The sequence below is a fragment of the Nonomuraea sp. NPDC049646 genome, from assembly GCF_044465525.1.
Taxonomy (GTDB): domain Bacteria; phylum Actinomycetota; class Actinomycetes; order Streptosporangiales; family Streptosporangiaceae; genus Nonomuraea.
Window position 1 is genome coordinate 25,264 of sequence record NZ_JBITLU010000022.1, and the last position, 23,495, is coordinate 48,758.

A 23,495-nucleotide genomic window follows, 5' to 3' on the forward strand; every position below is an offset into this window, starting at 1 on the left:
GCACGCGCGTGCGCATTCCTCGGAGGGGACGACTGTCATGAGCGCTGCCCGTGTGGGCGTAGTCACGTTTCCAGGAACTCTCGACGACCAGGACGCCGCCAGAGCCGTGCGCCTCGTGGGCGCGCAGGCGGTCCCGCTGTGGCACGCCGACCACGACCTGAAGGGAGTCGACGCCGTCTTCCTGCCCGGCGGCTTCTCCTACGGCGACTACCTGCGTTGCGGCGCGATCTCCAAGTTCGCCCCGCTGATGGACGAGCTCGTCCCGGCCGCCAAGGCCGGTCTGCCGGTCATCGGCACCTGCAACGGCTTCCAGATCCTCTGCGAGGCCCACCTGCTGCCCGGCGCGCTCACCCGCAACGCCTCGCTCCACTACGTCTGCCGCGACCAGCGGCTCACGGTGGAGCAGACCGCCACCGCCTGGACCGGCTCCTTCGAGCGCGGCCAGGAGATCGTGCTGCCGGTCAAGCACGGCGAGGGCCGTTACGTCGCCTCCGAGGAGACGCTGGCCGAGCTGGAGTCCGGCGGCCACGTCGTCGTGCGCTACGCCGGGGGCAACCCCAACGGCTCGCTCAACGACATCGCCGGCATCCGCAACGAGGCGGGCAACGTGGTCGGCCTCATGCCGCACCCCGAGCACGCCGTGGAGGAGCTGGTCGGCGCGCCGAGCACCGACGGGCTCGGCTTCTTCACGTCCATCCTGAAGAATCTGGTGAACGCATGAGCACCGACAACGTCAAGCGGGCCGCCGAGACCCCCGACGAGCCGATGCCCTTCGCCGAGCTGGGGATGAAGCAGGACGAGTACGACCGGGTCAAGGCGATCCTGGGTCGCCGTCCCACCGGCTCGGAGCTGGCCATCTACAGCGTCATGTGGTCCGAGCACTGCTCGTACAAGTCGTCCAAGGTGCATCTGCGGCAGTTCGCCACCAAGGCGCCCAAGTCCGAGGCGCTGCTCGTGGGCATGGGCGAGAACGCGGGCGTCGTCGACATCGGCGACGGCTGGGCGGCCACGTTCAAGATCGAGTCGCACAACCACCCGTCCTACGTCGAGCCGCACCAGGGCGCGGCCACCGGCGTCGGCGGGATCGTGCGCGACATCATGTCGATGGGCGCCCGCCCGATCGCCGTCATGGACGCCCTGCGCTTCGGCGGCGCCGACGCCGTGGACACCCGGCGGGTGCTGCCCGGCGTGGTCGAGGGCATCAGCCACTACGGCAACTGCCTGGGCCTGCCCAACATCGGCGGCGAGGTCGTCTTCGACCCCTGCTACATCGGCAACCCGCTGGTCAACGCGCTGTGCGTCGGCCTGCTGCGCAAAGACCAGATCAAGCTGGCCACCGCGCCGGGGCCGGGCAACCAGGTCGTGCTGTTCGGCGCGTCCACGGGTCCCGACGGCATCGGCGGCGCGTCCGTGCTGGCCTCGGCGACGTTCGAGGACGAGTCGCAGGCCAAGCGGCCCGCCGTGCAGGTGGGCGACCCGTTCATGGAGAAGCTGCTCATCGAGTGCTGCCTGGAGCTCTACGCGGCCGACGTGGTCGTCGGCATCCAGGACCTCGGCGCGGCCGGCGTCTCCTGCGCCACGACCGAGCTGGCCGCCAAGGGCACCGGCGGCATGAAGGTCGACCTCAACCTGGTCCCGCTCCGCGACTCCTCGCTCAAGCCCGAGGAGATCCTGATGAGCGAGTCCCAGGAGCGGATGATGGCCGTGGTCCGGCCCGACGACATCCCCGCGTTCATGGCGATCTGCGCCAAGTGGGACGTCCCGGCCACCGTCATCGGCGAGGTCACCGACACCGGCCGCCTGGTGATGACCTGGGACGGCGAGGTCATCGTGGACATCCCGCCGGGCACCGCCGCCGACGAGGGCCCGGTCTACGAGCGTCCCTACCACGAGCCGGCCGGGCAGGGCGCGCTCAACGCCGACACCCCCGACCGGCTGGCGCGCCCCGACGACCTGCGGGCCACCCTGCTGCAGCTCCTCGGCTCGCCCAACCTGGCCTCCAAGGAGTGGGTGACCTCCCAGTACGACCGCTACGTCCGCTCCAACACCGTGCTGGCCCAGCCCGCCGACGCCGGGATGCTGCGCATCTCCGAGGTCATCGCCGGGGCCGAGCCGACGACGCGGGGCATCGCGCTGTCCACCGACGGCAACGGCCGTTACGCCAAGCTCGACCCCTACGCGGGGGCGCAGCTCGCGCTGGCCGAGGCGTACCGGAACGTGGCCGTGACCGGCGCCAAGCCGCTCGCCGTCACCAACTGCCTCAACTTCGGCTCGCCGGAGGACCCCGAGGTCATGTGGCAGTTCGCCGAGGCCGTACGCGGGCTCGCCGACGCCTGCCGCACCCTCGGCGTGCCGGTGACCGGCGGGAACGTCTCCTTCTACAACCAGACGGGCTCGACGGCCATCAACCCCACGCCGGTCGTGGGCGTGCTCGGCGTCATCGACGACGTGGCCAAGCGGGTGCCGTCGGGGTTCACCGCCGAGGGGCTGCGGGTGGTGCTGCTCGGCGACACCGCCGAGGAGTTCGGCGGCTCGGAGTGGGCGCACGTGGCCCACCGCCACCTGGGCGGCCTGCCGCCGCACGCCGACCTGGAGGCCGAGCAGGCGCTGGCGACCGTGCTGGTCGAGGCCGCCGCCCGCGGGCTGCTGGAGGGGTCGCACGACCTGTCCGACGGCGGGCTGGCCGTGGCTCTGGCCGAGTCGTGCCTGGCCCGCGGCATCGGGGCCACGGTGGCGCTGAGCGGCGAGCCGTTCACCGACCTGTTCAGCGAGTCGGCCGCGCGGGCCCTGGTCGTGGTGCGGCCGGAGGCGTTCGAGGAGTTCGCGGCGCTGTGCGGGCGGCACGAGGTGCCGTGCTACGGGCTCGGGGTCACCGGCGGGGCGTCGCTGGTGGTCGAGGGCGTGTTCGAGGTGGGGGTCGAGGAGCTCCGCGAGACCCACTCGGCGACGCTTCCGGCGCTGTTCGGCTGACGTTCGCAACGAGAAGGGCCGGTGCGGGATGACCCCGCACCGGCCCTTTCAGCGTTGTCAGACCTTCTTGGTCATTCGACCTTCTCTGGTCGTCAGACCTTCTCTGGTCGTCAGACCTTCTCTGGTCGTCAGACCTTCTCTGGTCGTCAGACCTTCTTGATGCAGACGACGAACACCTTGCCGGAGACGCTGGTGCCGTTGTTGCCGCCACCGTGGCTCTGGGTGCTCTGCGTGTCGGCGGTGAGGTTGTTGCCGCCGCCGTTGTCGTCCTTGGCGACGGTGACCGTCCAGCCGGAGGCGCCGGGGTAGCTGCCCATGACTTCGGCGTTCTTCAGGGTGCCGAAGGAGAAGCCGCCGCCGGTGGGGGTGCCGCCCTTGTCGCAGGAGGCGGTCACCGAGCCGAGGCCGTTGATGGAGGCGTCGTTGGTGTAGGTGGCGTACGTGGCGCCGGCGCCGTCCTTGCCGGGCTCACCCTTGGGGCCCTGGGGACCCTGGGGGCCCGCCGGGCCGCGCTCGCCGTCCTTGCCGTCCTTGCCAGGGAGGCCGTTCTTGCCGTCCTGGCCGTTCTTGCCGGGAAGACCGTCCTTGCCGTCCTTGCCGGGAAGGCCCTGCTTGCCGTCCTGGCCGTCCTTGCCCGGGAGGCCGTCCTTGCCGTCCTTGCCGGGGAGGCCCTGCTTGCCGTCCTGGCCGTCCTTGCCGGGGAGACCCTGCTTGCCCTGGGGGCCCACCGGGCCCGTGTCGCCCTTCGGGCCCTGCGGGCCCTGCGCGCCGGTGTCGCCCTTGAGGCCCTGCTTGCCCTGGGGGCCCTGGTCGCCCTTGGGGCCGGAGGTGCCGCCGTTCAGCTGCGTCGTGCTGCCGCCGATCACGATCCGCTCTTCGGTCTTGCGGCACGGCGTGGTCGGGTTGACGATGCGGACGTACCGCGTCTTCTTGTGCACGCAGGCGTACACCTCGCTCGCCGCCGACGAGGCGGTGGCCACGCCACCGACGGCGAGGAGCGAGGCGGCGAGCGCTCCGACAGTGGCGAGGGTGAGCGTACGCCCACCGCGAACCTTGATAGCCACGGCTTTCCTTCCAGGGAACGAGTGATGCTCAGGTGATGCATGAGATTCACGTTTCAACCGTTCCAAAGGTTGGCAGAAACTACATAACGTATTTGTCACGAAACGGAGGGTTACTGACCGGATTGACCGACTGTCGTCGTCGCAGTGGGTAAAAGGACGCATTGGCGGCGGCGATCCCGCGTGCATAATCGGGTCTGTGCCCAGCACCTACCTGCCGCCGGCCACGCAGCCCGTCCGAGGCGTGGTCTGGGTCATCCACCTCGCCCTTCCCCTGCTGGGGCTCTGGTTGCTGCTCGCCCAGCCGCACCTCAACGTCGTCTGGCAGCACAACGCGGGGCACTTCTGGATGATCCTCGCGGTGGCCGGGATCAACGTGGCGCTCGGCGGGCTGATCACCGAGGCCGCGCGCCGCCGTCAGGACGCCCGGCTCTTCCTGGTCTCCATGGTGTTCCTCAGCAGCGCGGGCTTCTTCCTCCTGCACGGCCTGGCCACCCCCGGGATCATCCTGCCGACCGGCTCGCTGGGCTTCGACCTCGGCCAGCAGGTGGGGCTCACCATCGCCTCGATGTTCGCGTTCGCCTCGGCCCTGCCGCTGGGCGAGCGGGCCGCCAGGAGCGTCCTGGCGGGGCAGCACTTCCTCCGGGCGGTGCTGTTCGGGTTCATGCTGCTGTGGGCGCTGGTCTCGCTGGTGCCCGAGCTGACCGAGCTCAGCCGGCCGCCGCCGGTCGCGCCGATGAGCTGGCTGGGCCCTGCCTCGATCCCCGGCGTCCTGCTGTACGGCGCGGCCGGCGTGCTGATGTTCCTGCTGCATCGCCGCCGTCCGTCGGCCATGCTGGTCAGCCTGATCACCGCGTACGCGCTGCTGGCCGAGGCGATGGTCGCCGGGATGTCGCAGCTCAACTGGCACCTGACGTGGTGGGAGTGGCACGCGCTGCTCACCCTCGCCTTCGTGTTCGTGGCCTACAGCGCCTACCTGCAGTTCCGGCGCGAGGGGTCGAGCGCGGGGCTGTTCGACTCGGTGACGCTGGCGGCGACCGTCGCCCGCCTCCAGCAGGACTACGACCAGGCCCTGGAGGAGCTGGTCGAGCACGTACGCCGGGGCGAGCCGCTGGCCGCGGCCCGGTTGTCGGGCAAGTTCCGGCTCAACGAGAGCCAGGCCGCCGTGCTCGACCGGGCCGGGACGGCGCTGGCCCACGAGCGTGAGCTGTCGGAGCGGCTGGCCGCGCTGGTGGCGGTGAGCGCGCAGACCCGCGTGGGCCTGCCGGAGGGCGAGCTGCTGACCACCGCGCTCGACCGGGTCAGGCAGGCGTACGGAGACGTCAAGATCGCACTGGTGTCGGAGGGGAAGACCCAGATCGGCTCCCGCGCGTACGAGTTCGAGGGCGACGCCCCGATCCGCCGCGACCACCGGCTGGCCTACCCGCTCACGGTCAGGGGCCATCTCGCCGGCGTGCTGGAGGTGCCGGTGGGCCGCGGCGGCCACGACGAGGCGCTGGCCGCCACGCTCGCCGGCCAGTTGTCCATCTCGCTGGAGAACGCCCGCCTCTACCAGGAGCTGGACACCCTCTTCCGCCAGTACATGTCGCCCGACGTGGCCAACGCCCTGCTCGCCGACCCGGCGCGGGCGGCGCTCGGCGGCGAGCTGCGGGAGCTGACCGCGCTCTTCGCCGACCTCAAGGGGTTCACCTCGTTCTCCGAGCAGGTCGCGCCCGGCGAGATCGTCGAGATGCTCAACCGCTACCACACGGCCGCCGTCCCGTGCGTGCTGAACAACGGCGGCACGATCGTGCAGTTCGTCGGCGACGCGATGCTGGCCCTGTTCAACGCGCCCGCCCCGCAGGCCGGTCACGCCAGGGCGGCCTGCCGGGCCGCGCTGGAGATGCAGCGGGCCGCCGCCGAGGTGGCCGAGGAGATGGCCTGGAGACGCGTGGACGAGGTGGAGTGGCCGACCTTCCGGGTGGGCGTCAACACCGGCCCCGCGCTGGTCGGCAACATCGGCAGCCCCGAGTTACGCGGCTTCAACGCGATGGGCGACTGCGTCAACGTGGCCGCCAGGCTCCAGGCCCTGGCCGAGCCGGGGACGGTGGTGATCGGCGAGACGACCCTCAGGCAGCTCGGCCGCGACGCCTCGGTGAACGCCCTCGGACGGCTCAGCCTCAAGGGCAGGGAGGAACTCGTGGCCGCGTACGTTCTGACTGGAATGCCATAGAACGGCAATAGCCGTGCGTACATAATCGGCGCATGGATCCAGAGCCCGGCGAGTTCCTCTCCATGCTCACCGCCGAGGAGATCGAGGCGCTGCGCGCCGCCGGGCGCCCGCGCCGGTGGGACCGCGGCACGACGGTGATCACCGAGGGCGACACGGCCGACTGGGTGCTCGTGCTGACGGAGGGCCGCGTCAAGGTGTCCTCGCACACCAGCAGCGGCACCGAGGTGGTCCTCGCGGTACGCGGTCCAGGGGCGCTGCTGGGCGACATGTCGGCCGTGGACGGCTCGCCCCGCTCGGCCACCGTGACCGCGCTGGAGCCGATCCAGGGCATCGTGGTCCGCGACTTCAGCGGCTTCCTGGCCGCGCACGGCCGCATCGCCGTCCTGCTCCTGCAGCTCCTCGTCGGCCGGCTGCGCGACGCCGACCGCAAGCGGGTCGAGTACGGCGCGTTCGACACCACCGGCCGGGTGGCGACCCGGCTGCTCGAACTGGCCGACCGGTACGGCGAGCGCACCAGCACCGGCGTGCGCGTGGCCCTGCCGCTCAGCCAGGACGAGCTGGCCGGCTGGACGGGTTCCTCGCGGGAGGCGGTCAGCAAGGCGCTGCGGAGCCTGCGCGACCGCGGGCTGATCGAGACCGGCCGGCGCCGGGTGGTCATCCACGACGTCGAGGGGTTACGCAAGCGAGCCAGGTGACCCCTGGTACAAAACGGACGTACGTCGTACGTCATAGTGGGAGGCATGGTCGCGGTCACCCCCGAAGCCGGCACCCGCATGCGCTACGCCTGGCGCGTGTGCTCGGTCACCAGCCTGGGCCTCGTCCTCATCGGCATCGCCGGCAGCACGCTCAACGTCGCGCTGCCGACCGTCGTGCGGCACTTCCACGCCGACGCGACGCAGTCGGGATGGATCCTGCTGGCGTTCCTGCTGGTCAACACCGCGAGCCTGGTGTTCTTCGGCCGGGTCGCCGACCTGCTCGGCAGGCGCGAGGTGTACCTGGCGGGCTTCGCCCTGTTCACCGTGGCCTCGCTGCTGGCCGGGCTGTCGCCGGACGTCTGGTTCCTGGTCGGCATGCGCGTGCTCCAGGCGATCGGCTCGGCCATGATCCTGGCCAACGGCACGGTGATCATCACCGACGCGTTCCCGCCCGAACGGCTCAGCCAGGGCATGGGCGTCTACATCGGCACGCTGTCGGTGGCCCAGCTCGCCGGCCCGACGCTCGGCGGCCTGATCGCCGAGACCGCCGGCTGGCAGTGGATCTTCTGGGTGAACGTGCCCGCCGGGCTGGTCGCGCTCGGCTGGGGCGCGGTGATCCTGCGCAAGATGCCGAAGAGGCCCAGGCAGCCGGTGGACGCGCTCGGCAACGTGCTGGTGTTCGCCGCGCTGTCGGCCGTGCTGCTGGCGGTCAACGAGGCCGGGTCGGGCGGCCTGACCAGCCCGGTCGTCCTGACGGGGGCGGCGCTGTTCGTGCTGCTGGTGCCGCTGATCGTGCTGGCCGAGCGGCGCTCATTGAACCCGGTGCTGGACCTGCGGCTGTTCGGCGGCCGGCTGCTGGCCTACGCGAACCTGGCCTCCTTCTGCAACGCGCTCGCGCGGTCCGCGCTGATCCTGGTGGTCGCGCTCTACTTCCAGGCGGCGCGCGGGCTCGACGCGTTCTCGGCCGGGCTGAGCGTGCTGCCGGTGCCGGTGGGCATCGGGCTGGCCTCGCCGATCGCGGGGCTGCTCGGGCCGCGGGTCTCGCCGTACGGGCTGTCGATCGGCGGCGCGGCGATGAGCGCGCTCGGGCTCGGCGCGCTCATGCTGACGGCCGACCCGGCGACGCCGTACTGGGTGACGGGGATCGCCCTGTTCGTGGCCGGCTGCGGCAGCGGGACGTTCCTGACCGGCAACACCACCCAGGTCATGGCCGCCCTGCCGAGCGGCAGCCTGGGCGTGGTCAACGGCTTCCGCGTCATGATCATGAACGTCGGCATCGTGATCAGCGTGGGCCTGTCGCTCAGCGTCGTGACCAGCTCGGTGGGCCCGGCGCTGCGCGCCCAGGTGTACGCGGGCACGCTGTCCACGCTCTCCCCGGTGGCCGTCGGGCAGCTCATGGACGGCTTCCAGCGGGCGTACGCGGTGCTGTTCGCCGTGGCGCTGGCCGGCGCGGTGCTGGCCGCGCTCGCCAGGTCTCAGAGGGCTCCGGCGAGCCTGGACTCCACGTCGCGGTAGCGCGAGACCGGGATGAGGTGCACGCCGTCGAACGCGCCCGAGTCGCGCAGCGCGAACACCTGCTCGCAGGCCGCCTCGACGCCCGCCATGCGGTCGGCGGCCACCCGCTCGACCAGCTCGCCGGGCAGGGCGATGTCGGGGATGGCGGCGGCCAGCGTACGGGCGTGGCGCTCGCTGGCCAGCACCATGACGCCCGCGTAGACCGGCACGTCGACCTGGTTGGCCTCGCGCCACCGGACCTGCGCCTCGACCGAGAAGCTGACCTGGGCGAACAGGAAGTCGGCCGTGCGCTTCCAGGCGGGCAGCGGGCGCAGCCCGGCCGCCGCGCCGACGCGGAAGGCCGGCGAGAAGCCCCTGGCCTCCTCGATCATCGAGCGGACCGTCAGGTCGCTGGTCCGGCTGCCGCTGGCGGGCTTGTCGCCGTGGACGAACAGGAACTGGTCGACGCCGTACGCCGCGGCCGTCAGCAGGTCGCGGTGGAAGCCGAGCAGGTTGCGGTCGCGGGAGTTGAGACAGGCGATGCTGCGCCCGCCCATCGCCTCCACCTCGTGGGCCACGGCCACGCTGGACACGGTGGCCCGGCCGATGTGGTTGTCGGGGATCAGGAACGAGTGGGCGACCTGGCTGAGCGTGCCGATCTGGTGGCGTACGCGCTTCAGATCGGGCTTGGTGGGCGGTTCGATCTCGCAGACCAGCTCGAAAGGCATGATCCCGACCCTAACGCCCGGCGGCCAGCGCCTCGATGCCGCGCAGCACGAGATCGACGCCGAAGGAGTCGTAGAAGGCCGGGTCGGCGCTCGCGACCAGCGGTGAGGCCATCTCGACCAGGTGCGGGTACTTCTCGGGCGGCAGCGACTGGAGGCCGGCCCGCTTGACCCTGACCATCTCGGCGATCTCCTCGCCGGTCCGGCCCGCCTTGAGGTGCACGGGCGCGTCGGCGATCGCCAGGGCGCTCTGCAGCAGGTACTTGGTGATCAGGCAGCTCTCCTCCACGTCGAACCCGGCCGTACGGGCCAGGCCCAGCGCCTTGTCCCAGACGACCAGGAAGTTCGGGACGGAGATCGGGTCGATCTGCTCGATGACGTTCTTGGCGCAGGGATGGGTGCGCAGAACCCTGATGAGCCCCTGCGTCAGGTCGCGGAGCTGGTCCTGCCAGGGCCGCTCGTCGGCCGGCTCCGGCACGAAGCCGCCGATCAGGTGGTCGGCCATGCCGACCAGGAGCTGGTCCTTGTTCTTGAAGTGCCAGTAGAGGGCCATCGGCGTCACGCCCAGGTCGGTCGCCAGCCGGCGGATCGTCACGGCGTCGAGCCCCTCGGTGTCGCCGATCTCCAGCGCCCGCTCGGCGATGGCCCGTGCGCCCAGTTTTCCCATCACGGTTGACAACTATACGCCGTACAAGTTGAACTGTACGGCGTACAAGTACGGCGTATAGGGGGTTGCGACATGCGATGGTGGGCGCTGGGTGCCGTGACATTGGGCACCTTCATGACCTATCTCGACAACAACGTGGGGAACGTCGCGCTGCCGACGATCCAGCGGGAGCTCGGGCTGACGATCTCCGGGCTGGAGTGGATCGTGAGCTCGTACATCCTGGTCTTCGCCGGGCTCATGCTGGTCGGCGGGCGGCTCGCGGACCTGTTCGGGGCCCGCGTGGTGTTCCTGGCCGGGCTCTCGGTCTTCACCGCGGCCTCGCTGGGCGCCGGGCTGGCCACCTCGGGCGGCGCGCTGATCGCGGCGCGGGCCGTCCAGGGCGTGGGGGCGGCGCTGCTCACGCCCACGTCGCTCACCCTGATCAGCCAGATCTTCCCCGAGCCCGGCGAGCGCGGCAGGGCCGTGGGCGTCTGGAGCGCGTCCGGGGCGCTGTCCATGGCGCTCGGCCCGGCGGCCGGCGGTTTCATCAGCGAGCACCTGCACTGGGGCTGGATCTACCTGATCAACGTGCCGATCGGGATCGCCACGCTCGGCCTGGCCCTGTGGGCGGTCCGGCCGGCCTTCACCCGCCGTCGGCACCGGCTCGACCGGCCCGGCCTGGCCACCTCGGCGCTCGCGCTGGTCTCCCTCACCTACGCGCTCATCGAGGGCGACCGCGCCGGATGGACGTCGGCCGAGATCCTGGCGGCGTTCGGGCTCGCGGCGGCGGCCGCCCTGGCGTTCGCGCTGGTCGAGACGCGCTCCGAGCGCCCGATGATCGACCTGTCGCTCTTCCGCTCGCGGGTGTTCAGCGGCGGCGCGCTGACCATGGGCATCTGGTCGTTCGGCGTGTTCGGCATCTACTTCTTCAGCGCCCTGTGGCTGCAGAACGTGCTCGGCTTCTCCCCCACGCAGGCCGGCCTGGCGTTCGTGCCGATGGCCCTGGTCATGGCGGTCGTCGCCATCACGTCCCAGCGGATCTCCGCGCGGCTCGGCACCGGGCGCACGGTGGCGCTCGGCATGGCGCTCATGGGCGCGGCGATCTACCTGATCTCCGGCGTCGGCGCCGACGGCGACTACGCCGACGTGGCCCCCTGGTTCCTGCTCTACGGCCTCGGCGGCGGCCTGCTGGTGCCGCTGACCTCGGCGATCCTCGGCGGCCTGCCCAAGGACAGGGCGGGCGTGGCCTCAGGCGTGCTGAACGTCTCGCGCGAGGTGTTCGGCCTGCTCGGCATCACCGTGCTGGGCGCGATCCTCGGCTCCCGCCAGAGCGGGAGCGACCAGCCGCCGCTGGCCGCCTTCCTCGACGCCTACCAGTTCACGCTCGTCATCGCGGCGGTGATCGTGCTGGCCGCCGTCCCCCTCGGCCTGTACGCGCTGCGCCCGTCCCGCCGCCCGCCGGTTATGGACGAGCCTCAGGCCACCGCCCCCGCGACCGTCGGCTCGTCGAACTGAGTGCGGTACAGCTCCTCGTAGCGGCCGCCCATGGCCAGCAGTTCGGCGTGCGTGCCCCGCTCGGCCACGCGGCCGTCCTCGATCACCAGGATCTGGTCGGCCGCCCGCACGGTGGACAGCCGGTGCGCGATCACCACGGCGGTCCGGCCCGCCAGCGCCTCCCCCAGAGCCTCCTGGACGGCCGCCTCGGAGGTGGAGTCGAGCGCGGCGGTGGCCTCGTCCAGGATCACCACGCGCGGCCTGGCCAGCAGGAGCCGGGCGATCGTCAGCCGCTGGCGCTCGCCGCCGGACAGCCGGTAGCCGCGCTCGCCGACCACCGTGTCCAGGCCGTCGGGCAGCGACTCGATCAGCGTGCGCAGCCGGGCCCTGGACAGGGCGTCCCAGATCTCCTCCTCGCTCGCCGCCGGCCTGGCCAGCAGCAGGTTCTCCCTGATCGTGTCGTGGAAGAGGTGGCCGTCCTGGGTGACCATGCCGAGGGTGTCGCGGATGGCGTCGAAGGTCAGGTCCCGTACGTCCACGCCGCCGAGGCGGACCGCGCCGGAGTCGACGTCGTACAGCCTGGGCAGGAGCTGGGCGATCGTGGACTTGCCGGCCCCGGACGAGCCCACCAGCGCCACCATCTGGCCCGGCAGGGCCGTGAACGAGATGCCGTGCAGCACCTCCTCGCCGCCCCGCGAGTCCAGCGTGGCGACCTCCTCCAGCGAGGCCAGCGACACCTTGTCGGCGGCGGGGTAGGCGAAGCGCACGTCGTCGAACTCGACCGCGACCGGACCCTCGGGGACGTCGCGGGCGCCGGCGCGTTCCTGGATCAGCGGCTTGAGGTCGAGCACCTCGAAGACCCGCTCGAAACTGACCAGAGCGCTCATCACGTCCACCCGGGCGCTGGCCAGGGCGGTGAGGGGCGCGTAAAGGCGGGTCAGCAGCAGGGCCAGCGACACCACGGCGCCGGGTTCGAGCTGGTCGCGCAGGGCGTAGAAGCCGCCGAGGCCGTAGACGAGGGCCAGCGCCAGCGCCGAGACCAGGGTCAGGGCCGTGACGAACACCGACTGGTTCATGGCCGAGCGCACGCCGATGTCGCGCACCCGCCGCGCCCGCGCGGCGAACTCGGCCGACTCGCGCGCCGGACGGCCGAACAGCTTCACCAGCGTCGCGCCCGGCGCGGAGAACCGCTCGGTCATCTGGGTGCCCATGGCGGCGTTGTGGTCGGCGGCCTCGCGCCGCAGCCGCGCGATCCTGACGCCCATCCGCCGCGCGGGCAGCACGAACACCGGCAGGAGCAGCAGCGCGAGCAGCGTGATCTGCCAGGAGATGCCGATCATCACGGTGAGCGTCAGCACGAGCTGCACCAGGTTGCCCGCCACGCTGGACAAGGTGTCGGTGAAGGCGCGCTGCGCGCCGATCACGTCGTTGTTCAACCGGCTCACCAGCGCCCCGGTGCGCGTCCGCATGAAGAACGCGACCGGCATCCGCTGTACATGGTCGAAGACCGCCGTGCGCAGGTCGAGGATCAGCCCTTCGCCGATGGTGGCCGACTGCCAGCGGTTCAGCAGGCCGAGCCCGGCCTCGGCGAGCGCCAGGCCGGCGATCAGCAGCGCGACCACGACCACCACGCCGAGCGGCTCACCGTTGAAGATCGCGTCGACCACCCGCCCCGCGAGCAGCGGCGACACCACGGCCAAACCCGCCAGCACCACGCTGAGCACCAGGAACAGCACGATCCTGCGGCGGTGGGGACGGGCGAACCCGCCGATACGCCGGAGCGTCGCCCTGTTCAGCGGGCGACGCTCCGGCCGGTTGTTCATCGAGTAAAGCTGATGCCAGGCGGTCACTTCCATGCTCATGCATGGGAGACTATTTCCTCAAGTTAACTTGAGGTCAACTGGTTTTCGCCGGGATCAGCTGCCGATCTTCCTGCCCCTGCCGTGCCAGACCACCGCGACCGACGGGCGCGGCTGGTCGCCGTCGGGCCAGCGGCTGGCCGGGTTGTCCGGGGTCGCGCCGTCGATCTCGCCCGGGTGCTGCACGGCCACGAACACGCTCTTCTGGTCCTCGGTGACCAGCGGGCCGCAGGTCTCGGCGCCGACCGGGACCGTCAGGAACTGGCGCAGGTGGCCGCGGTCGGAGCCGCGCACCGGCATGACGAACAGGCCGTCGTTGCTGCCGAGCTGGTTGCCGTCGGTGGAGATCCACAGGTTGCCGTCGGCGTCGAACGTCACGTTGTCCGGGCACGAGATCGGCGAGACCTTGGTCTTGTCGAACCCGGCGAAGTACGTCGTGGGGTCGTTCGGGTCGCCGCAGACGAGCGGGAGCGACCAGGCGAAGGTGGTCTCGCCCGCGTCGTTGCGCCGCTCGGCCACCTCCAGGACGTGACCGTGCTTGTTGGACGGGCGCGGGTTGGCCTCGTCCACCTGGGCGGCGGTGCGGTTGGAGTTGTTGGTCAGGGCCACGTAGACGCCGCCGGTGACCGGGTTGCGCTCCATGTCCTCCGGACGGTCCATCTTGGTCGCGCCGACCTTGTCGGCCGCCGTACGGGTGTAGACCAGCACCTCGGCGGCGGTCATGCCGTCCACGTACGACTTGTCGCCCGACACCAGCGGGATCCACTGGCCGGAGCCGTCGAACAGCCCGTCGGAGGGCAGCTTGCCGGAGCCGTCGATCTCGGCGGCCGGGCTGTCGCCGGTGAACTTGGCGACGTACAGGGTGCCCTCGTCCAGCAGGGTGCGGTTGTGACGGTCGAAGCCCGGGATGTACCGGTTCTTGGAGACGAACTTGTAGATGTACTCGAAGCGCGAGTCGTCACCCATGTAGACGACCAGACGGCCGTCCCTGGCGAGGGTGGTGTTGGCGGCCTCGTGCTTGAACCTGCCGAGCGCGGTGCGCTTGATCGGCGTGGAGTCGGGGTCGAACGGGTCGATCTCCACGATCCACCCGAACCTGTTGGCCTCGTTCGGGTGCTTGGCCAGGTCGAAGCGCTCCTCGACCCGGTCGAAGCGGCGGCTGCTCGCCGGGGTGCCCGTCGTGATCGTGTACCGCGAGATGTACGGCCGCTGCGCCTCGGGCACCTTGTCGCCGTTGACGAAGTACTGGTCGAAGTTCTCCTCGGCGGTCAGGACCGTGCCCCACGGCGTGGAACCGCCCGAGCAGTTGTTCAGCATGCCCACCGGCGCCAGGCCCTTGGGGTCGGCGGCCGTCCTGAGCAGGGCGTGACCGGCGGCGGGGCCGGAGAAGCGCATCGGCGTCTGCGCGGTGACGCGCCGGTTGTAGCGGCGGCGGCCCTTGGTGGTGAGCTTCCACTCGCCGGTGCCGTGCGCCCGCTCGATCTCCACGACCGAGCCGCCGTGCGCGGCCAGCGCGATCTTGATCTGCTCCTCGGTCGCGGCGGCGCCGCCCGTGTAGCCGCGGAACATCAGGTTCTCGTCGGTGTACTCGTGGTTCACCCACAGCAGGCCGCGGTTGTGGCCCATCGGGAAGAACGTCACGTAGTCGCAGTTGTAGCCGAACTGCTTGTTCTGGGCGTCGGCCGTCTGGTTGGCGAAGTCGAAGGCCGGCGCGTCGGGCAGCACCGGGTCGCCCCAGCGCACGACCACGGAGGAGTTGTAGCCGTCGGGGATGCGCAGCGCGTCGTCCTTGTTCGGCGGCACCGGGGTGAAGGCGATCTCACCCGGACGGCGCCCGCCCGCCGCGACCGGCGCGGCGGCGGTCTCCGCCGCCGGCTCGTCGGCGAGCGCCGGGACCGCGCCCGCCACGCCCACGCCCGCCACCAGCGCGCCGAGCGCGCCCGCGCGCAGGACGCCGCGGCGCGACATCGCCTCCTTCACCACGTCGCCGAAGTAGGCGTTGCCCGTCGTGTTGGCGACCTCGTGCGCGCACGCGTTCCCGCAACGGAACTGACAGGTCAGAGCGGATCGGCCACCTTTGTGCGGGGTGGAAAGCAGCGGCAGCAGCCGCCCCGCCTCAGGGTTCGCCACAGGTCCTCCAGATATGTGCGCGGTTGTACGGCGGGGACGTTACGGTCGTCAACGAAACCCGGGGTGAACGACGACCTCCGTCCCGATGAACGCTTGCCGCGAGAGAATGGACCCGTGCCACCACGCAAGATGGACCCCGACAAGCTGCGCGCGGCCCTCGACGGCCAGCTCGTCGCCCTCGACGAACCGCCCTACGACGGCCCCGCCTCGGCCCTGCCCGACGCCCTGGTCGCCGCGGTGCTCACCGCCTACGACCGCGGGCTCACCCCCGAGCGCGACGCGGCCAGGCAGGCGGTGCGCCACCTGCTGGAGAAGCTGGCCGCCGCGGCTCCCGGCCGCACGGTCGAGGTGCGCGTGCCGCCGTACGCGGCCGTCCAGGCCGTCCCCGGCCCCCGCCACACCCGGGGCACGCCGCCGAACGTGGTGGAGACCGACGCCCGCACCTGGCTGGAGCTCGCGCTCGGCCGCCTGACCTGGGACGAGGCCGTGGCCAGAGGCTCGGTCGCGGCCAGCGGCTCCCGCGCCGACCTCTCAGCCCACCTGCCGCTCTAGCGGCCCTTGCCCATCCAGGGGAACTTGCTCTCGAAGCACTGGTCGGCGAGCTGGCCGGGAAGCTGGCCGCACTCCTGGACCACCTTCCAGAACCAGATCGCGACGATCGCGAACAACACCAGCGACAAGGCGCTGATCACGATCCCGGCGATGGCCCGGCCCCGGCCCACGCGCTTGGCGAGCGCCACACAGCCGAAGACGATCGACAGGATCGCCGTGAGCACGCCGGTGAAGCAGACGAACACCAGGAACGGGCTCGCCACGCCCAGCACCAGCGAGGCGGTGGCCAGGCCGCTGCCGGGCGGCGCGGGCGGCTGGGCGCCGTAGGGGCCGTACTGACCGTAGGGGGGTGCTCCCGGCGGCGGCCCGTACCCGGGCGGCCCGCCGTAGGGGCTGGAGGGCGTGGTGCCAGGCACGGACGCATCCCGCCCCCCAGCCTCGTACGCCCCCGGAGCCCCCTCATAAGCCCCCGCTCCCCCATAGGCCCCCTCACCCGGACCACCGGCCCCCGGCCCGCCGTAAGGACCCTCGCCGCTCCCGCCGGACGCCGTGGGACCGCCACGGGTCCCGCCGGTCTCCGAGGGACCGCCGTAGGCCCCGCCGGGGGTCGTGGGGCCGGCACCGCCGCCGGACGCCGACGGTCCGCCGTAGGCTCCTTCGCCGCCGTACGGTGCCCCTGGCCGGCCGTAAGCTCCTTCGCCGCCGTAAGGCGCGCCTGGTCCTCCTGGGGGCACGGCCGCGCCTCCCGGGGGCGCCGGCACGCCGCCCGCGCCCGCGGTGGCGCCCGTGCCTACGGCGCCTCCGTGGCCTTCGACACCTCCTGCGCCCTCTGCGCCCTCTGCGCCCTCTGCCCCCACCGCGCCGCCCTCCGCGCGGGCCGCGCCGCGTTCAGCGCCGCCCTCAGCGCCCACCGTGCCGCCCGCCGCGCCGCGCTCTGCGCCGCCCTCTGCGCCGCCCGGCCGGGCGGCTGGCTCGTCGGGGCCTCTGGCCGCGTGGGTGCCGGTGGGCGGGGGCTCGAAGGTGGGTACGTCGCCGTACTCGTACCGGGAGGGCGCGGGGCGGCTCGGCTCCTCGTCCGGTTGCGTGCCCCAGCCCGGATAGGCCGGGGTGCCGCCGGGCACCGGATAGACCTGCGTCTCCTCGGCGTCCCCGCCGGACCACCGCGTCCTGCCGGGGCCGCCCTCCGCCGGTCCCGGCGTCTCGGGCGAGGTGGGGAAGTCGGGATGGTCCGGACGCCCTCCGGGCCTGGGCTCGTGCGACGGCGGCACGTCAGGCGGCGGCGGTGGCACCACGGGCGGCACGGGCGCGATCGGCTCCTCGCCCTCCCGCTCCTCCTCACCCTGCCGCTCCTCCTCGAACGGCCACTCATCCGCCCACCGCCCGCCCCCGGGCCGCCCCCCAGCTCCTTCACCCCCAGGCAGCCCACCCTCGGGCCGCTGCTCGTGTCCCGCATCATGCTCGCGTCCAGAGCCCTGCTCGTGTCCCGCGTGCTCGTGTCCCGCCGCGTGCTCGTGTCCGGGCGGGTGTTCGTGGTCCGGGGTGGTCCAACCCTCTGGGGTGCCTGCGCCGCCGGTCGGGCCCGCGCCGGGCGGGCCGCCGACGGCCCACTCGCTCGGGCGCCACTCGCTGCTCGTCGGCCCGCCCTCGTACGGCCCGATCTCCGGCGGCTCCTCCTCTGGCGCCGGTCGATCCTCCTCGGCCGCCCCCTCCCGCCACCATTCGGGCGTGTGCCCCGGCGGCGGCGCGGATTCGGGCCGGCCCTCGCGGGGGTGGCCTTCTGGGTGCTGCGGGTCCTGCCCCTCGCGGGGTTCGTTGGGGTCCCCAGGTGTGGTCACGTCTGCGTCTCCCGACGGGTCTGCATGCCGGATACTTCACCTTTTCGCGGAGGGCATCGGCTAAAGCGCACGACACGGTAAGACGGGCGCCATCCTTGGGTCACCATGCGCCAAAGCGGCAGGCGGCGGGCAAGATGAGTGCATGCTGGACGAGACCCTGACGTACGCCCTGATCATGGTCATGAAGACCCACCGCAACCGGATGGCCGCCGCCCTGGCGCCACTGGGCCTGCACACGGGCCAGGAGCTGCTGCTCAACCAGCTGTGGCGGCAGGACGGCCTCACCCAGGGCGAGCTGATCGCCCGGCTGGGCGTGGAGCCGCCGACCGTCACCAAGACCCTCCAGCGCCTGGAACGCGCGGGCTTCGTCCACCGCTCCCCCGACCCCGACCGCCCGCGGGTGGGCCGCGTCCATCTGACTGAGGCGGGCAGGGCGCTGCGCGGGCCGGTCGAGGAGATCTGGGCCAGGACCGACGAGGAACTCCAGCACGGCCTGGACGACGCCGAACGCGCCCTGCTGTCCCGCCTCTTCCGCACGGCCCCCCGGTAACCCTCTTCACCAAGAGCGAAACCCTCTTGCCTCCGACACCCAAAAGCGACTTAGCTGGCTAATTAGTCGGCTAATCGAAGAGAGGCATCCCCATGCACGCGTTCATCACCGGCGGCTCCTCCGGCATCGGCGCCGCCACCGCGCTCGCCTACGCCAGGGCCGGCGCGCGGGTCACCATCACCTACAACACCGGGCCCGGCCGCGCCGCCGAGGTCGTCAAGCGCATCGAGGAGGCGGGCGGCCAGGCGGCGGCCGTGCATCTGGACCTGGAGGACCACGCCACCATCGCGCCCGCCGCCGCCCAGGCGGGCCCGGTGGACGCCCTCGTGCTCAACGCCGTCCGCTGGGGCACGATCATGCCCAACAGCATGAGCTTTGAGGACGTGCCCGCCGCCGAATGGACGGCCGCCCTGCACGCGAACGTCGTCGGCAACGCCCTGCTCGTCCAGGCCGTGCTGCCCACGATGCGGAGGAACGGCTTCGGCCGGATCGTCTTCGTCTCCTCGGGCGCCGCCGAGGAGGGCCAGCCGGGCCCCGGCCCGTACGGCACCGCCAAGATGGCCCTGCACGGCATGGCCCGCGCCCTGGCCTGGGAGGCCGGCAGGGACGGCGTGCTGGTCAACGTGGCCGTGGCCGGGCTCACGATCACCGAGGCCGAGCGCCCGGTCACCCAGGAGGCCCTGGACCGCGTCGCGGCCCGCACGCCGAGCCGCCGGCTCTCGACCGCCGACGACATGGCGGCGCTGATCCATTTCCTCGGATCGGCGGCGAACCGCAACGTCACCGGAGAGTTCGTCCGCGACGGATCCAACGCCGGCAGATCCTCCCACGCCGGCTGATGAAGCACCCGGGTGTGCGAGCACGGAAGCCCGCAACCTAAACTGAGGCATGTGCTGAAGGGCGACGGCCGGCTCGGCCATGACCTGGACCCCCACGACCGCGCACCCAAAGACGCTTGTGGTGTCTTCGGCGTCTGGGCACCAGGCGAGGAAGTTTCCAAACTCACCTACTACGGGCTGTACGCGTTGCAGCACCGCGGCCAGGAGTCCGCGGGCATCGCGGTCAGCGAGGGCAGCCGCATCCTCGTCTACAAGGACATGGGCCTGGTGGCCCAGGTCTTCGACGAGTCGGTGCTGGGCACCCTCCGCGGCCACCTGGCCATCGGCCACTGCCGTTACTCCACCACGGGTTCGAGCGTGTGGGAGAACGCGCAGCCGACCCTCAGCTCCACCGAGGTCGGCGGGCTCGCGCTCGCGCACAACGGCAACCTGATCAACACGCCGGAGCTGGCCGAGCGCCTGGCTCCCGGCTCCACCCGGGCGACCACCGACACCGAGGTCCTGGCCTCGCTGCTGGCCCAGGACCGCACGCGTTCCATCGAAGACTCGGCGGCCGAGCTGCTGCCGCAGGTCAAGGGCGCGTACTCGCTGGTGTTCATGGACGAGAAGACCCTCTACGCGGCCCGCGACCCGCAGGGCATCCGCCCGCTGGTCCTGGGCCGCCTGGAGCGCGGCTGGGTGGTGGCCTCCGAGACGGCGGCCCTCGACATCGTGGGCGCCACGTTCGTCCGCGAGATCGAGCCCGGCGAGCTGCTCACCATCGACGAGGACGGCGTCCGGTCCCGCCGGTTCGCCCTGCCCGACCCCAAGGGCTGCCTGTTCGAGTACGTCTACCTCGCCCGTCCCGACACCACGATCGCGGGCCGCGGCGTGCAGGTCACCCGGGTCGAGGTCGGCCGCGTGCTGGCCCGCGAGCACCCGGTCGAGGCCGACCTGGTCATCCCCACGCCCGAGTCCGGCACCCCGGCCGCCGTCGGCTACGCCGAGGAGAGCGGCATCCCCTACGGCCAGGGCCTGGTGAAGAACTCCTACGTGGGCCGCACGTTCATCCAGCCCTCGCAGACCATCCGCCAGCTCGGCATCCGGCTCAAGCTCAACCCGCTGCGCGAGGTCGTCGCGGGCAAGCGCCTGGTGGTCGTCGACGACTCGATCGTGCGCGGCAACACCCAGCGCGCCATCGTGAAGATGCTGCGCGAGGCGGGGGCGCGCGAGGTGCACGTCCGCATCTCCTCGCCGCCCGTGGCCTGGCCGTGCTTCTACGGCATCGACTTCGCCACCCGCGCCGAGCTGATCGCCGGCTCGCTGTCGGTCGAGGAGATCCGGGCCTCGCTGGGCGCCGACTCGCTGGGGTACATCTCCCTGGAGGGCCTGACCAAGGCCACCACCATCCCCGCCGAGCGGCTCTGCCGGGCCTGCTTCGACGGCTCGTACCCGATCCCCATCGACCAGGACAACGTGGGCAAGTTCGTGTTGGAGAGCAAAGCGTGAGTACCTACGAGGCCGCCGGCGTCGACATCGAGGCGGGCGAGCGCGCCGTCACCCTGATGAAGGACAAGGTGGCGCGGGCCCGCCGGCCGGAGGTGGTCGACGACGCCAGCGGCTTCGCCGGGCTCTTCGACGCCTCGGCGCTGCTGCGTTACCGGCGTCCGCTGCTCGCCTCCTCCACCGACGGCGTGGGCACCAAGGTCATGATCGCCCAGCGCTACGGCAAGCACGACACGATCGGCATCGACCTGGTCGGCATGGTCCTCGACGACCTGGTGGTCTGCGGGGCCGAGCCGCTGTTCATGACCGACTACATCGCCGTCGGCAAGGTCGTCCCCGAGCGCGTCGCCGAGATCGTCGGCGGCGTGGCCGAGGGCTGCCGGCTGGCCGGCGCGGCGCTGGTCGGCGGCGAGACCGCCGAGCACCCGGGCGCCATGGGCCCCGACGAGTACGACCTGGCCGGAGCCGGCACCGGCGTGGTCGAGGCCGACGCCATGCTGGGCGCCGACCGGATCCGCGAGGGCGACGTGGTCCTCGGGCTGGCCTCCTCCGGCATCCACTCCAACGGCTACTCGCTGGTGCGGCACGTGCTGCGCGAGGCGTCGCTGTCGCTCGACGCGGTGCTGCCCGAGCTGGGCCGTCCGCTGGGCGAGGAGCTGCTGGAGCCGACCCGCGTCTACTCGCTCGACTGCCTCCACCTGGCCCGCACGACCGAGGTGCACGCCTTCGCGCACATCACGGGCGGCGGCCTGGAGGCCAACCTGTCGCGGTCGCTGCCCGGCCACCTCGACGCGCTGCTCGACCGGTCGTCCTGGACCCCGCCGGCGATCTTCGAGGTGCTGGCCGGGCACGGGCAGATCGCCCAGAAGGACATGGACCGTACGTTCAACCTCGGCGTGGGCATGGCGGCCGTCGTGGCGCCCGGCTCGGCCGACGAGGCGATCCGCCTGCTCGCCGAGCGCGGTCTGCACGCGTGGGTGCTGGGCGAGATCGTCCAGGGCTCGGGCGAGGCCCGCTACCGCTGACCCGGGAGGGCCGGCCCGGTCCGGCCCTCCGTTCAGTCGCCCTTGTGCCGCTGGTAGTGGCGGGCGACGCGCACCCGGTTGCCGCACAGCTCCGGTGAGCACCAGCGCCGCCGGGGGTGGGCGGGCAGGAAGATCATGCGGCACCGGGGCCCCTCGCAGGCCCGGATCCGGCTCGCCGCCGGATCGGTGAGCAGGTCGGCCGCGGCCTCGGCGAGCTGCGCGAGCAGGCGGGCGAGCCGGTCGCCGTCCCTGCGCGCGCCCTTGGTGAGCCCGCCGTCCGCGACGTCCAGATGCCCGTACGCGGGCGCGGCGCGCATCGCGTCGTTGATCGCCCCGACCGCCTCGCCCGACGGGCTCTCCCCCCGGCGAACGGCGTCGACCGCCGCCGCCACGTGCGCCCGCAACGCCCGGACCGCGCCCAGGTCGTCCGCCGTGTACGGCCCCCGGACGGCGCTCAGCCGGCCCGCCTGACGATCGAGCCAGTTCCCGAACACCTCGGGCGTGTCGAGGACGTCGAAGTCCTGGGCCCGGGTGTTCACCAGGTCCAGCGCGAGCGGCTCACCGATCAGGAACTCCATGAGTCCTAATGCTACATCTCCCCCTTGACGCGTTAGAAGCATGCTCGCTATAACTAACGCATCATTGCGCGAGAAAGGCATTAGGCATGGAGATCCCGCAGATCCGCCACGGTTTCGTGGACGTGGCAGGCGTGCAGGTGTTCTACCGGGAGGCGGGCCCGCGCGACGGCATCCCCGTGCTCCTGCTGCACGGCTTCCCCTCGGCCTCCCACCAGTACAGGCGCCTGATGGACGCGCTGGGCGCCCGCTACCGCCTGATCGCGCCGGACTATCCCGGGTTCGGCCACACCGAGGCCCCCGGCGACTTCGTCTACTCCTTCGACCACCTGGCCGACGTGGTCGAGGGTTTCGTGCAGAAGATCGGGCTCGACCGCTTCGTCTGGTACGCCTTCGACTTCGGCGGCCCCGTCGGCTTCCGCCTGGCCACCCGGCACCCCGAATGGATCGCCGGCCTGATCGTCCAGAACGCCAACGCCTACGACGAGGGCCTGTCGGACCTGGCGCGCACCACGATCCACGCGCCCGCGGAGAGCCTGGGCGACCTGTTCACCCTGCCCGTCACCCGCGGCCAGTACGAGGGCGGCGCGTCGGACGTCTCAGCCGTCGCCCCCGACGGATGGACCCTCGACCAGCACTTCCTGGACCTGCCAGGACGCCGGGAAGCCCAGCTCGCGCTCGCGCTCGACTACCGCTCCAACCTCGCGCTCTACGCCGACTGGCAGGCATGGCTGCGCCGCCACCGGCCGCCCACGCTGATCGTGTGGGGCCGCAACGACGCCTTCTTCCCGGAGCCGGGCGCGCACGCCTACCTGCGGGACCTGCCGGACGCCGAGCTGCACGTGCTCGACACCGGGCATTTCGCGCTGGAGGACAAGCTCCCCGAGATCGCGCCGCTGGTCGCGGACTTCCTCGACCGCACGCAAGCGTGACGAAAGCCCCACGGTTGCCCGTGGGGCCCGACGCTCATGAACGAGGATCCGGCATCAGCCGGATCCTCGGCCACGTCACTCTGAAGAACGGCTATCGGCGACCAGAAGGACGGCCGTCTTCGTCGTCCCCGGAGCCGTAGTCATCGGCGTAATCGGCATAGCGATCCGCCAGCTCATCGTTGAGGTCGTCGGCGTCGTCATTGCTGGAGTCTCCGACCCCGAGTTCGTCGCGCAGACGGTCAAGATCCGTGCCACCGCTGTTGTACTTCAGCTGGCGAGCAACCTTGACCTGCTTGGCCTTTGCTCGGCCGCGCCCCATTGGCTCGACCCCCTCGTGTGGGGTCGTCCCCGACCCCTCGTCGCTAACGCACCACACACTGACGCCGCCTGACTTTGGACGTCAGCCTATCGTTCGC

General features: G+C 72.0%; 20 protein-coding genes. 12 read left to right on the top strand and 8 right to left on the bottom strand.

The genetic code is table 11. The annotated features are described in order from the left end of the window. Nucleotides 1-37 precede the first annotated feature (37 nt). Both purQ and purL read left to right on the top strand, forming a co-directional pair. A complete protein-coding gene (gene purQ / locus ACIBQ8_RS43910) occupies nt 38-721 on the top strand; it encodes a phosphoribosylformylglycinamidine synthase subunit PurQ (RefSeq protein ID WP_352361051.1) in 684 nt (227 codons plus the stop codon). Beyond that, a complete protein-coding gene (purL, locus tag ACIBQ8_RS43915) occupies nt 718-2,970 on the top strand; it encodes a phosphoribosylformylglycinamidine synthase subunit PurL (RefSeq protein ID WP_397195104.1) in 2,253 nt (750 codons plus the stop codon). Before purQ ends, purL begins: the two co-directional genes overlap by 4 nt. Before the next feature lie 146 nt (nt 2,971-3,116). Here purL and ACIBQ8_RS43920 read toward each other — a convergent pair whose 3' ends face one another. After that, on the bottom strand, nt 3,117-4,034 hold the full coding sequence (locus ACIBQ8_RS43920) for a hypothetical protein (protein WP_397195105.1): 918 nt from the start codon (nt 4,032-4,034) through the stop codon (nt 3,117-3,119). Nucleotides 4,035-4,230: 196 nt separating this feature from the next. On the opposite strand from ACIBQ8_RS43920, the gene ACIBQ8_RS43925 reads away from it, so the two are divergent. From ACIBQ8_RS43925 to ACIBQ8_RS43935, 3 genes are read left to right on the top strand one after another with little or no spacing between them, the layout of a single operon-like run. After that, nucleotides 4,231-6,243 carry an adenylate/guanylate cyclase domain-containing protein gene (locus ACIBQ8_RS43925; RefSeq protein WP_397179249.1) on the top strand — a complete coding sequence of 671 codons (2,013 nt, stop codon included), beginning with the start codon at nt 4,231-4,233 and terminating at the stop codon, nt 6,241-6,243. Nucleotides 6,244-6,275: 32 nt separating this feature from the next. Next, nucleotides 6,276-6,938 (top strand): Crp/Fnr family transcriptional regulator, encoded by a 663-nt coding sequence (locus tag ACIBQ8_RS43930; RefSeq protein WP_397179248.1) that lies wholly within the window; start codon nt 6,276-6,278, stop codon nt 6,936-6,938. Between the two features lie 45 nt (nt 6,939-6,983). Beyond that, nucleotides 6,984-8,453 carry an MFS transporter gene (locus tag ACIBQ8_RS43935; protein WP_397195106.1) on the top strand — a complete coding sequence of 490 codons (1,470 nt, stop codon included), beginning with the start codon at nt 6,984-6,986 and terminating at the stop codon, nt 8,451-8,453. On the opposite strand, the gene ACIBQ8_RS43940 is transcribed toward ACIBQ8_RS43935, so the two are convergent. Then, a complete protein-coding gene (locus ACIBQ8_RS43940) occupies nt 8,414-9,160 on the bottom strand; it encodes a methylenetetrahydrofolate reductase (protein ID WP_397195107.1) in 747 nt (248 codons plus the stop codon). The two genes, ACIBQ8_RS43935 and ACIBQ8_RS43940, sit on opposite strands and share 40 nt — an antisense overlap. A 10-nt stretch (nt 9,161-9,170) precedes the next feature. Further along, a complete protein-coding gene (locus ACIBQ8_RS43945; protein ID WP_397179272.1) occupies nt 9,171-9,824 on the bottom strand; it encodes a TetR/AcrR family transcriptional regulator in 654 nt (217 codons plus the stop codon). A 72-nt stretch (nt 9,825-9,896) separates the two neighbouring features. Between ACIBQ8_RS43945 and ACIBQ8_RS43950 the strand changes: the two genes are divergently transcribed. Continuing rightward, a complete protein-coding gene (locus ACIBQ8_RS43950; RefSeq protein WP_397195108.1) occupies nt 9,897-11,318 on the top strand; it encodes an MFS transporter in 1,422 nt (473 codons plus the stop codon). Here the strand turns inward: ACIBQ8_RS43950 and ACIBQ8_RS43955 are convergent. Beyond that, on the bottom strand, nt 11,279-13,159 hold the full coding sequence (locus ACIBQ8_RS43955) for an ABC transporter ATP-binding protein (protein ID WP_397195109.1): 1,881 nt from the start codon (nt 13,157-13,159) through the stop codon (nt 11,279-11,281). The two genes, ACIBQ8_RS43950 and ACIBQ8_RS43955, sit on opposite strands and share 40 nt — an antisense overlap. Nucleotides 13,160-13,213: 54 nt before the next feature. Continuing rightward, a complete protein-coding gene (locus ACIBQ8_RS43960) occupies nt 13,214-15,286 on the bottom strand; it encodes a PhoX family protein (protein ID WP_397179244.1) in 2,073 nt (690 codons plus the stop codon). Between the two features lie 129 nt (nt 15,287-15,415). Between ACIBQ8_RS43960 and ACIBQ8_RS43965 the strand changes: the two genes are divergently transcribed. After that, nucleotides 15,416-15,838, top strand: coding sequence for a sterol carrier family protein (locus ACIBQ8_RS43965; RefSeq protein WP_397195168.1), 423 nt, complete (start codon nt 15,416-15,418; stop codon nt 15,836-15,838). Here the strand turns inward: ACIBQ8_RS43965 and ACIBQ8_RS43970 are convergent. Next, the gene (locus ACIBQ8_RS43970) at nt 15,835-16,254 is read right to left on the bottom strand and encodes a DUF4190 domain-containing protein (RefSeq protein ID WP_397195110.1); all 420 of its coding nucleotides are present in this window, start codon (nt 16,252-16,254) and stop codon (nt 15,835-15,837) included. The genes ACIBQ8_RS43965 and ACIBQ8_RS43970 overlap by 4 nt on opposite strands. A gap of 1,561 nt (nt 16,255-17,815) precedes the next feature. Between ACIBQ8_RS43970 and ACIBQ8_RS43975 the strand changes: the two genes are divergently transcribed. From ACIBQ8_RS43975 to purM, 4 genes are all read left to right on the top strand, one after another. Next, complete coding sequence (locus ACIBQ8_RS43975; RefSeq protein WP_397195111.1) at nt 17,816-18,223, top strand: MarR family winged helix-turn-helix transcriptional regulator; 408 nt, start codon at nt 17,816-17,818, stop codon at nt 18,221-18,223. Nucleotides 18,224-18,315: 92 nt separating this feature from the next. Further along, complete coding sequence (locus tag ACIBQ8_RS43980) at nt 18,316-19,062, top strand: SDR family NAD(P)-dependent oxidoreductase (RefSeq protein ID WP_397195112.1); 747 nt, start codon at nt 18,316-18,318, stop codon at nt 19,060-19,062. Between the two features lie 51 nt (nt 19,063-19,113). Continuing rightward, entirely contained in the window at nt 19,114-20,550 is a 1,437-nt protein-coding gene (gene purF / locus ACIBQ8_RS43985) for an amidophosphoribosyltransferase (protein ID WP_352361025.1), read from the top strand. Next, nucleotides 20,547-21,572: a phosphoribosylformylglycinamidine cyclo-ligase gene (purM, locus tag ACIBQ8_RS43990; RefSeq protein WP_397195113.1), complete on the top strand. Its 1,026-nt coding sequence runs from the start codon at nt 20,547-20,549 to the stop codon at nt 21,570-21,572. The genes purF and purM overlap by 4 nt, the downstream gene beginning before the upstream one ends. Before the next feature lie 32 nt (nt 21,573-21,604). Here the strand turns inward: purM and ACIBQ8_RS43995 are convergent, their stop codons facing one another. Then, a complete protein-coding gene (locus ACIBQ8_RS43995; protein ID WP_397195114.1) occupies nt 21,605-22,150 on the bottom strand; it encodes a CGNR zinc finger domain-containing protein in 546 nt (181 codons plus the stop codon). Between the two features lie 86 nt (nt 22,151-22,236). Between ACIBQ8_RS43995 and ACIBQ8_RS44000 the strand changes: the two genes are divergently transcribed. Continuing rightward, on the top strand, nt 22,237-23,079 hold the full coding sequence (locus ACIBQ8_RS44000; RefSeq protein ID WP_397179238.1) for an alpha/beta fold hydrolase: 843 nt from the start codon (nt 22,237-22,239) through the stop codon (nt 23,077-23,079). A gap of 91 nt (nt 23,080-23,170) precedes the next feature. On the opposite strand, the gene ACIBQ8_RS44005 is transcribed toward ACIBQ8_RS44000, so the two are convergent. Continuing rightward, nucleotides 23,171-23,398 carry a DUF3073 domain-containing protein gene (locus ACIBQ8_RS44005; RefSeq protein WP_352320460.1) on the bottom strand — a complete coding sequence of 76 codons (228 nt, stop codon included), beginning with the start codon at nt 23,396-23,398 and terminating at the stop codon, nt 23,171-23,173. Nucleotides 23,399-23,495 lie beyond the last annotated feature (97 nt).

What these genes read in the sequence shown, in the direction of transcription:
- purQ (WP_352361051.1), top strand. Translation starts at nt 38, where the DNA reads ATGAGCGCTGCCCGTGTGGGCGTAGTCACGTTTCCAGGAACTCTCGAC.
- purL (WP_397195104.1), top strand. Translation starts at nt 718, where the DNA reads ATGAGCACCGACAACGTCAAGCGGGCCGCCGAGACCCCCGACGAGCCG.
- ACIBQ8_RS43930 (WP_397179248.1), top strand. Translation starts at nt 6,276, where the DNA reads ATGGATCCAGAGCCCGGCGAGTTCCTCTCCATGCTCACCGCCGAGGAG.
- ACIBQ8_RS43935 (WP_397195106.1), top strand. Translation starts at nt 6,984, where the DNA reads ATGGTCGCGGTCACCCCCGAAGCCGGCACCCGCATGCGCTACGCCTGG.
- ACIBQ8_RS43940 (WP_397195107.1), bottom strand. Translation starts at nt 9,160, where the DNA reads ATGCCTTTCGAGCTGGTCTGCGAGATCGAACCGCCCACCAAGCCCGAT.
- ACIBQ8_RS43945 (WP_397179272.1), bottom strand. Translation starts at nt 9,824, where the DNA reads ATGGGAAAACTGGGCGCACGGGCCATCGCCGAGCGGGCGCTGGAGATC.
- ACIBQ8_RS43950 (WP_397195108.1), top strand. Translation starts at nt 9,897, where the DNA reads ATGCGATGGTGGGCGCTGGGTGCCGTGACATTGGGCACCTTCATGACC.
- ACIBQ8_RS43955 (WP_397195109.1), bottom strand. Translation starts at nt 13,159, where the DNA reads ATGAGCATGGAAGTGACCGCCTGGCATCAGCTTTACTCGATGAACAAC.
- ACIBQ8_RS43965 (WP_397195168.1), top strand. Translation starts at nt 15,416, where the DNA reads ATGGACCCCGACAAGCTGCGCGCGGCCCTCGACGGCCAGCTCGTCGCC.
- ACIBQ8_RS43975 (WP_397195111.1), top strand. Translation starts at nt 17,816, where the DNA reads ATGCTGGACGAGACCCTGACGTACGCCCTGATCATGGTCATGAAGACC.
- ACIBQ8_RS43980 (WP_397195112.1), top strand. Translation starts at nt 18,316, where the DNA reads ATGCACGCGTTCATCACCGGCGGCTCCTCCGGCATCGGCGCCGCCACC.
- ACIBQ8_RS43995 (WP_397195114.1), bottom strand. Translation starts at nt 22,150, where the DNA reads ATGGAGTTCCTGATCGGTGAGCCGCTCGCGCTGGACCTGGTGAACACC.
- ACIBQ8_RS44000 (WP_397179238.1), top strand. Translation starts at nt 22,237, where the DNA reads ATGGAGATCCCGCAGATCCGCCACGGTTTCGTGGACGTGGCAGGCGTG.
- ACIBQ8_RS44005 (WP_352320460.1), bottom strand. Translation starts at nt 23,398, where the DNA reads ATGGGGCGCGGCCGAGCAAAGGCCAAGCAGGTCAAGGTTGCTCGCCAG.